A 12440-nucleotide genomic window follows, 5' to 3' on the forward strand; every position below is an offset into this window, starting at 1 on the left:
CTGCAGGTCAGAAGCTGAGGTCGGAACCGGTCCAAGAATGATCATCCCAAACGGTGACATTGCAATGTGCCCGCCCGGGAGCGAACTATGGCCTGGTGCCACCCGTATACGTCATCATGAAATTCCGCGGGACCTTAGCCGTCGCTTCAGCTATGTCGGCCACGTGAGCTGGAGGAAATTCATGAGTCCAACGTGGCGCGAGAATTTCTCGCGAAATGCCGATCGGGTCGTCGCCGCCATTCTCCGGGCCCGGTGGGCCCCCCACATTCTTGCGGGCGGCGCGCTCCTGACAATTCTGGTCCGCGTCCGCGTCTCCCCCAGCCCGATCCATTGGTTCTCCTTCGGCATGCTGGTGGTCGCTGTCTCCCTGCTCGTCCTGCTGACCTGGCTCTACCGGCGACGGCCCCCGGCCCGCGACTATCTCGTACCGTCGGCGCTCGCCGCCATGCCCCCGGTCTTCGTCGGGCGCACCACCGAGATGAACCAACTCGACGCCTGCCTCAGCGACCCCCGCGGCCTCCGCGTCGCGGTGATAGCCGGCCCCAACGGCATCGGAAAGACCGCCCTCGCCGCGGTCGCCGCCACCCGGCTCGCCGCCCGCTACCCGGGCGGTACCCTCTTCGGCGACCTGAGCCGGGAGCCACACGTCGCCAGCGGCAGGCGCAACGACGACGACATCGTCCGCGACGTTCTCGGCGCCTTCGTGACCGGGCTCGGAAGACCGGATCTCCCCGTCCACACCGCCCTCGACGAACAGTTCAGGGACCTTGCGGCGCGATACCGCCCGGTCGTGGTCCTCGACGACGCCGACGACCCGGAACTCGTCCGGCGGCTGCTGCCGTCCGGCGCCGACTGTGCCGTGCTGGTCACCACCGCGAACGGCGCCGCGTTCGACGGCCACGGCTGGCCCGTCCTGGAGCTGCAGCCGCTCGCCGAGGAACAGTCCATGGACCTGATCCGGGCCATGGTGTCGGCGACCTGGGTCGATGACGACGAGACCTGCCGCCGCATCGTCCGGGCGATGCACGGGCACCCCAACGCCCTCCGCCTGACGGCCACCCAGCTGGCCAGCCGGAGCGGTTCGCACGCGGACGCCATCCGGCGCATCTACAGCGACCCGGTCACCACCCTGTCCGCCCTGCGCCACGGCGGCGCCGTCACCGTCGCGCTCCAGGTCAGCTACAACCTGCTCGGCGACGACGAACGACGGGGGCTGCGCCTGATCGGCTGCCTGGACCGCGTCTCCTTCCCGCTGTCAGCGCTGGCTCCCCTGATCGGCGCCGACGAGGCCGAGACGCTACGCGTGGTCGACCGGCTGCTGGTCGCCGGCTTCCTGTCCCGCAACAGCACCGACCCGCTCGGCGTGCCGGTCTACCGGGTCAGCGAGGACGTGCTGCTGTTCGCTCGGCAGAAGTTCCAGGAGGAGAGCAAACCGGCCGACCGCAGGCGGCTGGAGCGCCGCCGCGGCGAACCGGCCGCCGACATCGCCGGGCCGATCGCCGAGGCGCGGACCCTGCTGGAGGCCGGCCAGCTGCGGCGGGCGCTGGTCACCGCGCGGCGTGCCGTGGAACTGGCCCGCGCCACCGTCGGCCGGCCCGTCGACCTCGCCCTGGCCACCCTGGCAGAGGTGCGGGTGGAGTCCGGGGTGGCCGGCCCGTTGCGCGACTTCGTGCCGGCCGGCCTGATCGACCGCTCGCTGCCCCAGGTCGCCACGTACCGGGCTCGCCGATGCGCCGCCGTGCTGGCGATGCGCTGCCGTGACGAGGACGCCGCCCGGCGGCTCCTGGCGTCGATCGTCGACCAGTGCGACCCCTCCAAACCCGGCGAGGACGAGGAACTCGTCCTCGCGCTGCTCGAGACGGCCCGGCTGGAGAGCCGCCGCGACGTGGATCTGGGTCTCGCCTCCGTCGAACGGGCGGCACGGATCTGCGACGACCTTCCGGACGATGGCATCGACCTGCGGGCCCGCCTGCATCGCGCCTACGGGCGGGTGTACGGCCGGGCCGCCCAGCCCGTCAAGGCGCGCTGGGCGGTCCAGGAGGCCGAACGGTGGGCTCTGCGCCGCGGCCAGCACCTGCGGCTCGCATGGATCGCCTATGACCGTGCCAAACTGGCCCAACCGGACGCGACCTCCGAGGAGGCGTTCCGCTACGCCCGCGACGCGCTCTACGCGTTCTCCGACATGGAGCACCGGTACGGCCGTGGCCGCGCCGCCCTGCTGCTGGCCGAACTGCACCGGGCCGCCGCCGACCGGCAGGCCGCGCACGCCGACGGCCACCGCCGCCGGGCGCACATGCACTGGCAGGAGGCCCGCGACGAACTGTCCGAATGCGGCGATGACGCGGCCGAGCGCGCCCGGGAGCGGCTCGCCACACCCCCGTTCGCCGAAATGCGATGAAGAGAGCCTGGTCCCGGCGCCTGCGTCGCCGCTCGACGGCGGTGTTCCCCCTGCTCCTGGCGCTGGTCGCGGTCACCGGGGCGTGGCAGGGGACCTGGCGGTCGGTGCTGCTCGCGGGCATCCAGGTTCTGCTCGCCGCGGCCGTCACGACGGTCCTGCTCTGGCCGGACCGGCCGCCCCGACCGGCGCGGCGCCCCGCCGAGGACCGGCTCGTCGGCCGGGAGTCCGACCTGTTCCAGGTGGTCAGACTCCTCGACGAACCACGGGAGACCGGCGCGCCGGCGGCGCCCAAGGCGGTCCTGATCCACGGGATGCCGGGCGTCGGCAAGACCACCCTCGCCCGGCGGGCCGCCGAGGACGTGGCCCGGCACTACCCGGATGGGCTGGTACGGGTCAGCCTCACCGACGCCGGCGAGCCGGTGGCCAGCGGCGACCTGCTCACCATGGTGTTGCAGAAGTTGGCGTGGGCGTACGAGATCCCGGCGACCACCGGCGAGCGGGTCAGCCTGTTCCGGGCTCTGGTCTCCGGCCGCAGCATCCTGTTCGTCTTCGATGACGCCCGTGAACCGTCGCAGCTGACCGAGCTGCTGCCGAACGCGCCCGGCTCGCTGATCATCATCACCAGCCGCCGGAACCTGTCACCGCAGCTCAACGTGCATGGTTTCGCTCTCGAACCACTATCCCCGTGGGCGGCGCTCGACCTGCTGTGCACGGTCACCGACCTGGACGGGTTCACCGCGGTCGAGTCGAGCGTACGGCTCGTCGAGGCGTGCGGCCGACTACCCGCCGCGTTGCGGGCCCTCGGCGCGCGGGTCGTCGACGAGGACGCCGACCTGGCCACGCTGAGCCCGGAGTCGATCGCCGCCGACCTGGGTCGTGCCAGCCGGCCACGCTGGGCGACCGCGGCGGTGGCCGGCATCGCCGCCGAGTTCGGCCGTCTGAGCCGCCTGGAGCGCGACGCGCTCTGCCTGCTCACCCAGGTACGGTCGTCGTCATTCGCCTCCTGGGTACTGGGACCGCTGCTGCGGCTCAGCGCCGCCAAGAGCGATGTGATCGCCACGACGCTGGCCGGGGCGCGGCTGCTCGAACCGGCCGGGCGGGACGACCGGTTCGAGTTGGCCCGCTACCGGTTCCACCCGCTGGTCCGGACGTTCGCCGAGGCCCACCTCAATCAGGACGCGGATCTCGCGTCGACCTGCCGGGACGCCGTCGACCGGCTGCGCGCCGTCTACCTCGAACTGGCCCGGTCGGCGCTGGACGGCAGCGCCCAGCACCCGCTGCCCGGCCTGGAGACGGCCCACCACTGGATCCCGGAGACGTCGCCGCGGGCCGGGGACGCCGACTGTCTCAGCTGGATCCGCTTCGAGCAGGAGAGCCTGTGGGAGGAGGTGCCGGCGCTGCTCGACAAGGACCGCGATTTCGCGTTGCGGCTGGTGGCCGGCTTCACCCGTCCGCACCCGGCGGCCGAGGTGGTCGCCGCCCGCACCGGGTGGGCCGAGATCGCCCCGTCACCGGATCTCACGTTCGACTATCTGCTGGCCCACGTACGGATCGGCCTGATCGCCGGGCGCTACGAACAGTGCGAGACGGTGATCGAGAACGCCCGGACACGGAACCGTCCGGAGCCGCCGCAACGGCGGGCCCAGATGCACCTGGCAGCCGCTGAGGTCTACGGCGAGCTCGGCTGGGCACACCGGGCGAAACGGCACGTGGACGCATGCGAGACGCTGGCCGGGGCGGACGGCGATCCCGCTCTGCTGGCCCGGCTGGAGACCGCCCGGCAACTCGCCGACCTGTATTCGGACGGGCCGCTTCCGGACGATTCCTACTGGGCGGCGACCGTGTCGGCGGCCCGTCATCACGCTCATCAGCGGTACCGCAACGTCATCGACGACCTGGATCCGGAGGCCACCCGCGAGGACGCCCACGACACCGGCGACGATCACCGCCGGACGATGCTGCACAGGCGGCTCGCCCAGGCGAACTGGGAGCTGCACGACCAGCCCCGGGCCGACGTGCGCGCCGCCCTGCTCGCCGCGGCCCGGCACGCGATGCTGGCGGTGCTCGCCGCGGAGAGCACCGGCAACCGCTGGGAGCAGGCACGCGGCCGGCTGCTGCTGGCCCGGGCGCTGACCGCGCACGGCCGTGACGAGGACGCCTGCGCCCAGAAGCACCTGGCCGAGAAGCTGATCGCGGACGGAGGACGGCCACCGCCGTACCTGACGGTCGACGATCCGCTGTGGGCGGTGCCGGGGCTTGTCGGCTGACCTACGGCGCCTCGCGCAGCACGACACGCCCGGGACGGACCAGCAGGATGCGGCCGTCCTCGGCAACGGTGAGCAGCTCACGCTGCGGATCGCCGTCGTACCGGTCCATCGGCACGCTGTCGCAGGTCGCGCCGGTGCACCGCCACACGGTCTGCTGCCAGTGCCGGGCCGGCTCGCCGATGGTCAGGTGGAAGCCCCGGTCCGGCGGTCCGGGCAGGGCGGCGGCCACGTAGACCGACAGTCCGGCGACGGCCAGGCCGCCGGTGCCGTTCGCGCTGTCGGTGGCGACCTGCGTCAGATCCGTGCCGCGGAACAGCCGTTGGTCGAAGTAGGCCACGATCTGGTCGCCGGCGGTGGTCCAGATACCCCGGGGTGCGACGCCGTCGTTGGCGGTCTGGCGCGGATTCGCGCAGGTCACCGGGTCACAGCTGAACCGCAGGACGCTCATGCCGGTCCAGAACGCCGCGTCCGGGCGCCCGTCGGCGCCGATCGTCAGGCGGGCGCGTGTGCCGTTGCGGTAGCCGTCCTCCGGGCTCCGGTCGGTGACGCCGATCTCGTGCCGCTGCGGCTCGGCGCACTCCATGTCCGCGCACCGGATCAGTAGGAACCGGTAGCGTCCCAGCTCCCCGCCCTCGGCCGGCGCGGCCACGAAAAACCACAGCGAGCCGTCCGGCGCCGGCGCACCGGCGGCCTCCACCGACGCCATCGGGTCGAGCTTCTCCTTGGCGCTCGCCCTCACCGGCAGCCACGCTTCCCGACACCCCTCCGGTACGCAGCGCCCATAGTCCAGGAACGGCCCGCCCTTGTCCGGTCCCCCGGTGACGGCCGTCTTGACGACCGTCCCGTCGGCGCCGATCCCGACCGTGGCCCACCCGTCGATCGCCGGCGGGCCGCCGTTGACGTCGGTGAACTCCTCGCACAGGTCGTCGTCGCAGTACCAGACCCCGGCGTCGGTCACGATCACCGGATGCCGCCCGGCCGGCCAGGTCACCGCGACCGGCCCGCTCGGTCCCCCGTCGTTGGTGCGGACCGGCCCACCGAACCGCCCGGCCACCGCCGGGCCGCCCGCCACCAGCACGGCGACCGCGAACATGGCGACCCCCGGCCAGACCCGGACCCTCCGGCCCGCCACGGCCGCCGCTGCCGGATCCCCCTGATCGGCCGAAAGAGCCGCCTCCACCGCGTCGGCCGGGTTCCGCGGCATGTGCAGGCAAGCGCTCAGGCCCACCTGCGCGACCAGCAGGAGAGGCAGCAGAACGAAGTCCGCCACGAAATCCGGAAGGAGGTAGGCCGCAAGCGCCGGCACCACCACCCCACCCAGCAGGAACGTCCCCGCCTCACGCCAGGACGCCGGCCGGTCCCGCTCCCCGATCGCCCAGGCGACCCCGGCCAGCACCAGCCGGGAGGCGACCAGCCCGCCCGCCGCGAGCACGGCCGGCACCAACGGCACCGAGCCGCTGCCGGCGACCATCAGCAGGCCGAGGTGGACCGCCCCGCCGACGGCGACGAGCCCCACCGCGAAGACCGGCAGGAACGCAACCGCCCGCCGGACGGCGCCCACCACACCGTGGCCGCGTGCGACGGCGCCGACCCCGGCGAGCAGCCCGACGATCCAGGCCGCCACCAGCACGCCGGGCATCGCCAAGGCGACCGTCGGCCGGTCCCCTGCGAACCGGTCCAGCACCGCCGTCACCAGCAGCGCGACCGCCACCACCGGCAGCAGGACGGCCGCCAGCACTCGCCGGAACTCCCACGCGAGCCGGTAACCCTCGGTAAGCATCGCGCCAGGATAGGGCCCTGATGATCTCGACGCGAGCCGGTGTCAGGCGAGCATGCGCGCGAACTCCTCCGGCTCGATCACCGGGATGCCGAGCTGGGCCGCCTTCTTGGCCTTGGCGGTGGTGGTCTCGGCGGTGACCAGCGCGGTGGTCTTCGCCGAGACGCTGCTGCTGGCCGACCCGCCCAGCGCCTCGATCCGCTCGCTCACCGTCGTACGCGTGTAGCCGGGCACCGAGCCGGACACCACATACGTCTTTCCGGCCAGCGGCTTCGCCCCGCCGTCGTCGATCACCTCCATGGTCAGCCCGTACGCCGCCAGGCGGTCGATGACGTCGCTCATCGCCACCAGGCCGTCCACCACGTGCTGGGCCTTGATGAGGCCCATCTTGTCGATCTCGGCGATCTCCTCGACGGTGGCGGCCCGCAGCGCCGTCATCGATTTGAACCGCGCCGCCAGCCAGCGGCCGACGCTGCGGCCGGTCATCCGGATGCCGAGCCCGGTGACCACCCGGTTGAACGGCTGCGCCTTGCTGGCCGCCAGCCCCGCGACGACCCGCTCCGCGTTGGCCCGGCCGAGCATGACCGTCCCGCCGGCGACGGTTTTGCCGACCGGCAGTTCGGCGATGTCGTCGACGGAGAGTCCGTACAGGTCGGCGACGTCGCGGGCCAGCCCCGCCTCGATGACGGCGTCGCAGAACGAGTCGCCGGCCCCGTCGACGTCGAGGGCCTCCCGGCTGCACCAGTAGGCCAGCGCGTTCGCCGCCGCGCAGGAGGCGGTGTGGCAGCGCCAGAGCAGGCTGCTCTTGTCCCACGCCTCGCCGCACTGTGGGCACACCTCGGGCGCCACCCACGGGGTCAGGCCGTGCGGTTGCTCGCCGATCGGCGAGGTGACCCGGGGGATGACGTCACCGGCCCGCCAGACGGCGACGGTCTGCCCGAGGGCGAGGCCCTGCTCGGCGACCCACTGCGGGTTGTGCAGGGTGGCCTTGGTGACGGTGGTGCCGCCGACCTGCACCGGGTCGATGATCGCGCGCAGGCTGATCCGCCCGGTCCGGCCGACCCGCACCTCGATCTCCCGCAGCACGGTGGAGGCGGTGTCCGGTGGGTACTTGAACGCGGTCGCCCAGTACGGCGTACGGGAGGCGAGACCGAGCCGCCGCCGGGTGCTCTCGGCATCGGCCTTGATGACCGCGCCGTCGATCGGGAAGACCAGCTCGGATCGCCGGGCCCCGATCGCCTCGATGGCCCCGATCACCTCCTCGGCGGTGAACAGCTCGCCGCCGACCCCGTCGATGAGCCGGCAGGCGGCCGGGAAGCCGAGCTCCTCGGCCCGCGCCATCCGCCCGAGGTGGCTGCCGGAGGGGTCGACCCCCTCGCCGGTGATCTCGTAGGTCGCGAAGGTCATGGGGGCTTCGTAGGCCCGGTCGATGCTGCGGATCGCCCCGGCGACCGCGCCCCGCGAGTTGACGAAGGCCTTGCCGCCGGCGGCCACCCGGTTGGCGCCGGCCGCCTCGAAGTCGGCCACGGTCATGTAGACCTCGCCGCGCACCTCGCCGGTCCAGGGGGTGGCCAGCTCGGAGGGCAGCCCGGCCACGCCGCGCCGGACCTGGGCGGTGACCTCCTCGCCGGTGGCGCCGTCACCGCGCAGCGCGGCCAGCACGAGGCGACCCGCCACATACTCCGCGCGGAGGGCGAGGCCGTCGAGCTTGACCTCGACCAGGCACCCGTCGCCGCCGAGGGTGGCGACGAACGCGGCCACCTCCTCCGGCGTCTTGATCTTGTCGAGGGAGAGCATCGCGGTGGGGTGCCGGACGTCGCCGCCCGCCGAGGCCCCCGCGGCCACGGCGGTCGTGATGCCCTTGTCGTCCCAGTCCGGATGCCCGGCGAGGGCGGCGGCTATCCGGTCGGCGAGCACGTCGTACTCGGCGTCGGTCATCACCGCGTCGCCGGTGTCGTAATACGCCTGAGCCGCGTGCCGCGCCGACTCGACGGCCTGGTCGAACTCGGCTCGGGAGGCGAACGCGGCGATGCCGGGGGCAGGTGAACGATTGACCATGCCAGGAGGGTACGGCCGGGGTCCGACAAAATTTGTCAGCCGGGTTTCAACCCAGCAGTGACCGCACTCCGGACACGTAACCGGACGGGTCGGTCAGCGGGACGAGCAGGCGCTGGAGCACGTACCCCTGAAGGAGGCTGAGCATCGCCGCGCCGATCTGGTCCGGATCGGTGCCGGCCGGCAGGTTGCCGGCGGCCTGCCAGCGGCGGGCCACCTCGGCGCAGTGGCCACGCAGTCGCAGCACCACCCACTGGGCCCGGTCGTACACCTCGGGGTTGCGCAGCGCCTCGGCCCACACCTGTACGCCGAGCCGGGTGATGTCCACGCTCGGTAGCGGCCCGTCGACGAGCCGCTCGTGGATCGCCGTGATCATCGCGGCCACCGCGTCGGCCGGGGACGGCACGGCCCCGTCGGCGAGCAGCGCGCCGAAGACGTCGTCGGCGGTGGCGTGCGCGAGGTCGGCGACCGCCGCGATCAGCTCCTCCTTGCTGCGGAAATAGCTGTAGACGGCGCCGGCGGAGAGCCCTGACTCGGTGATCAGGTCGGCCATCGAGGCGCCGTGGAACCCCTTGACGGCGAAGACCCGGGCGGCCGCGGCGAGGATCTCGGCGCGGCGCCCGGCCCGGTGTTCGTCGGTGACGCGTGGCATACGTCCCACGCTAAAACGAACGACCGTTCTTGACAAACACCCGGCACTCGGCCCATCGTTTAAAACGAACAACCGTTCACTTTATCGAAGGAGCCACCATGAAGCAGGTCACCGCCACGGTCGGGCTGCTCACGGTCATCATCAGCGTGCTGCTCACCGCCTTCGCCTGGCCGGCGGTCCGGTCCTCGGTCCACGACGTCCCGATCGCCGTCGCCGGCCCGGCCCCCGCCGTCGCGCAGGTCACCGCCGCGCTGGAGCAGCGCCTGCCGGGAGCGTTCGACGTCACCGCCGTCACCGACACGGCCGCCGCCGAGCGGCTGATCAAGGACCGGGAGGCGTACGGCGCGATCGATCTCACCTCCGGCACGCCCCAGGTGATCACCGCCTCGGCCGCCAGCACCGCGGTCGCCCAGACGCTCCAGGCCCTCGGCACGGCGCTCGCCCAGCAGGGCCAGGCGCCCACCACCGCCGTACGCGATCTGGCCGCCCTGCCCGCCGACGACCCGCGCGGCGCCGGCCTGGCCGCCGGGGCCCTGCCGCTGGTGATGGGCGGCATCCTGGCCGCCGTCCTGCTCACCGCCCGGGTCCGCGGCACCGGCCGCCGGATGGCCGGCGCGCTCGCGTTCGCCGTGACCGGCGGCCTGGCGATGGCCGCGATCCTCCAGTTCTGGCTGGGTTCGCTGAGTGGCCACTACCTCGCCAACGCGGGCGCCGTCGGGCTCGCTGTCGCGGCCACCGCGCTCACCGTGCTCGGTCTGGAGTCCCTGCTCGGGATGGCCGGCGTCGGTATCGGGGCGGCGACCATGATGCTGATCGGCAACCCGCTGTCCGGCGCCGCGACCGCCCCGCAGATGCTGCCCGGCTGGTCCGGCGCGCTGGGCCAGCTGCTGCCGCCCGGCGCCGGCGGTTCGCTGCTGCGCTCGACCGCCTTCTTCGACGGCGCCGCCGCCACCCGGCCGGTCGTCGTCCTGCTCTCCTGGCTCGCCGTCGGCGCACTGCTCTGCACGGCCGGCGCGATGCGTGCCCGCCGCCGCCCGGCGACGGCACCCATCGAGCAGGCCCGGGAGGTCGCGACTACGGCGGCCTGAAAGTCCGGCCTGTCGCCTTCCGGCGTCCCGTCGGCTTATATTGGCGGGACGCCAATAAGGAAGGCCGGTCATGGACGCCGAAGCTGCCCGCCTCCGCCTCGCCGAGATCCGCGCGGCCGGCGGCGCGACCACCATCGACGAGCTCGACGACCTGTGGGCGGCCCTGCCACCGGTGCGCCCCGAGGACATCCTCGGCGCCTGGTGCGGGAGCGAGTTCGCCAGCGGCCACCGTTTCGAGGGCTACCTGCCGAAGATCCGCTGGCACGGCAAGCGGTTCGACTCCCTCACCGAGGTGGCGCCGCTGGTCTGCCGCACCGACGGCGGCGAGCTCTTCGACGACGTCGAACGGGCCAAGGGCGGCGCCAGCCTGTGGCCGGTCGAGTTCCGCGGCGAGACCACGGCCACCATGGTCTACGACGGCCAACCGGTGCTCGACCACTTCAAACAGGCCGGCGCGAGCACCCTGCTCGGCGTGATGAACGGCAAGGGCGTCCTGGACGAGGGCCGCCACTACTACTTCGTCCTCGAACGGGAGTGATCGGTGCGCATCCAGGCGGCCCTCGTCGAGCGGGCCGGAGCGGCCTTCACCATCCGTGACGTCGATCTGGAGCCACCCCGCGACGACGAGGTGCTGGTCCGGATGACCGCGGCCGGCATCTGCCACACCGACCTGGCGATGCGCGGCCGCTGGCCGGAAAAGATCTCCCCGATGGTCTTCGGCCACGAGGGCGCGGGCGTCGTGGAGGCGGTCGGCGCCGCGGTCGGCTCGGTCCGGGTGGGCGACACGGTGGCGCTCAGTTACCGCAGCTGCGGCGGCTGCGACCAGTGCACCGGCGGCCATCCGGCCTATTGCCTGCGCAGCGATCTCAACATGCGCGGCACGCGGGCCGACGGGAGCAGCCCGCTCAGCCTCGACGGCTCCGCCGTCTTCGGCAACTTCTTCGGCCAGTCCAGCTTCGCGACACACGCCCTGGCATACCAAACCAATGTGGTACGGGTACCCGCCGCGCTCTCCCCACTGATCGCCGCACCGCTGGGTTGCAGTGTGCAGACCGGCGCCGGCACCGTCCTCAATGTGCTGCGCCCCTCCCCCGGCGACACGGTGGCCGTCTTCGGCTGCGGCGGTGTGGGCCTGAGCGCCGTGATGGCGGCCGTCTCCCTGGGCTGCACGGTCGTCGCCGTCGACCCGAACCCGGCCCGCCTGGAGCTGGCGCTCTCGCTCGGCGCGACCGACGCGGACGTGACCGGCGCGCACCACGCGATCGACACCACCGGCCGCCCCGACGTGATCACCCGGGCGATCGGCGCGCTGCGGCGGCGCGGCACGCTGGCCCTGGTCGGCCTGGGTGGGAAGGCCGAGTTCGACATCATGACGGTGATGTACAACGGGATCCGGATCCGTGGCGTGATCGAGGGCGACGCCGCCCCGGCCACCTTCCTGCCGCAGCTCATCGACCTGCACCGGCTCGGCCGTCTGCCGGTGGAGCGGCTGGTCACCGAGTACCCGTTCACCGAGATCGAGGCCGCCGCACACGACGCCGCCACCGGCAAGGTGGTCAAACCGGTGCTCACTTTCGGGTAGACATGGGTCTATGACATATCCGCCTCCGAAATACCACGGTGAGACCGGGGAGAAGAGCGCGTGGCACCGGCCCGCCGACACGAAACCGGAGCTCGTCTACCCGAACGGCACACGCGTCCACTACCTCTCCACCGGAGAGTCCACGGGTGGCCTCTTCGGCCTCTACCGGTGGGAGTGCGGGCCCGAGGTGACCGGGCCGAATCCGCATTTCCACCGTTCGATCAGCGAGTCGTTCTACATCCTGTCCGGGGTCATGAGCATCTACAACGGGGACCGGTGGATCGAGGCGGAGCCGGGTGACTGGGTGCATGTGCCGATCGGCGGCGTGCACGGCTTCAAGAACCGGTCGGGCGCGCCGGTCTCGATGCTGCTGCACTTCTCACCGGGCGCGCCGCGGGAGGGCTACTTCGAGGGGCTGGCCCACCTGGACGAGATGACCGACGACGAGAAGGCCGCGTTCTACCGGGAACACGACAACGTCTGGATCGACCAGGGCTGATGCCGGAAGCGCCGCGGGGCCGGACCGGCTTGCCGGAGATGGCACGATGCGGCGCTTTCCGCGACCCCCGTGGGCAACCCATTTCGGATATCCTTCGGTTCGAACTCCATCCGCGCCTTCGG

The 12440-nt window shown here is 72.7% G+C and carries 9 protein-coding genes; 6 read left to right on the plus strand and 3 right to left on the minus strand.

What is annotated here, in order from left to right:
* Positions 1 to 346: 346 nt before the first annotated feature.
* Both BJ964_RS39505 and BJ964_RS39510 read left to right on the plus strand, forming a co-directional pair.
* On the plus strand, positions 347 to 2398 hold the full coding sequence (locus tag BJ964_RS39505) for an AAA family ATPase (RefSeq protein ID WP_188125437.1): 2052 nt from the start codon (positions 347 to 349) through the stop codon (positions 2396 to 2398).
* Positions 2395 to 4665, plus strand: coding sequence for an NB-ARC domain-containing protein (locus BJ964_RS39510; protein ID WP_188125438.1), 2271 nt, complete (start codon positions 2395 to 2397; stop codon positions 4663 to 4665). The genes BJ964_RS39505 and BJ964_RS39510 overlap by 4 nt, the downstream gene beginning before the upstream one ends.
* Before the next feature lies 1 nt (position 4666).
* On the opposite strand, the gene BJ964_RS39515 is transcribed toward BJ964_RS39510, so the two are convergent.
* Genes BJ964_RS39515 through BJ964_RS39525 form a run of 3 tightly spaced genes read right to left on the minus strand, consistent with a single transcriptional unit; the run spans position 4667 to position 9149 of the window.
* Positions 4667 to 6445, minus strand: coding sequence for a hypothetical protein (locus BJ964_RS39515; protein ID WP_188125439.1), 1779 nt, complete (start codon positions 6443 to 6445; stop codon positions 4667 to 4669).
* A gap of 42 nt (positions 6446 to 6487) precedes the next feature.
* The gene (ligA, locus tag BJ964_RS39520) at positions 6488 to 8500 is read right to left on the minus strand and encodes an NAD-dependent DNA ligase LigA (RefSeq protein ID WP_188125440.1); all 2013 of its coding nucleotides are present in this window, start codon (positions 8498 to 8500) and stop codon (positions 6488 to 6490) included.
* A 46-nt stretch (positions 8501 to 8546) separates the two neighbouring features.
* Complete coding sequence (locus BJ964_RS39525) at positions 8547 to 9149, minus strand: TetR/AcrR family transcriptional regulator (RefSeq protein ID WP_188125441.1); 603 nt, start codon at positions 9147 to 9149, stop codon at positions 8547 to 8549.
* A 98-nt stretch (positions 9150 to 9247) separates the two neighbouring features.
* Between BJ964_RS39525 and BJ964_RS39530 the strand changes: the two genes are divergently transcribed.
* From BJ964_RS39530 to BJ964_RS39545, 4 genes are all read left to right on the plus strand, one after another.
* Positions 9248 to 10237, plus strand: a complete 990-nt coding sequence (locus BJ964_RS39530; protein ID WP_188125442.1) for a hypothetical protein — start codon at positions 9248 to 9250, stop codon at positions 10235 to 10237.
* Positions 10238 to 10307: 70 nt separating this feature from the next.
* On the plus strand, positions 10308 to 10775 hold the full coding sequence (locus tag BJ964_RS39535; protein ID WP_188125443.1) for a DUF4334 domain-containing protein: 468 nt from the start codon (positions 10308 to 10310) through the stop codon (positions 10773 to 10775).
* A 3-nt stretch (positions 10776 to 10778) separates the two neighbouring features.
* The gene (locus BJ964_RS39540) at positions 10779 to 11819 is read left to right on the plus strand and encodes an NAD(P)-dependent alcohol dehydrogenase (protein WP_188125444.1); all 1041 of its coding nucleotides are present in this window, start codon (positions 10779 to 10781) and stop codon (positions 11817 to 11819) included.
* Between the two features lie 10 nt (positions 11820 to 11829).
* The gene (locus BJ964_RS39545; protein ID WP_188125445.1) at positions 11830 to 12318 is read left to right on the plus strand and encodes a cupin domain-containing protein; all 489 of its coding nucleotides are present in this window, start codon (positions 11830 to 11832) and stop codon (positions 12316 to 12318) included.
* Positions 12319 to 12440 lie beyond the last annotated feature (122 nt).

Source organism: Actinoplanes lobatus (genome assembly GCF_014205215.1).
Classification (GTDB): domain Bacteria; phylum Actinomycetota; class Actinomycetes; order Mycobacteriales; family Micromonosporaceae; genus Actinoplanes; species Actinoplanes lobatus.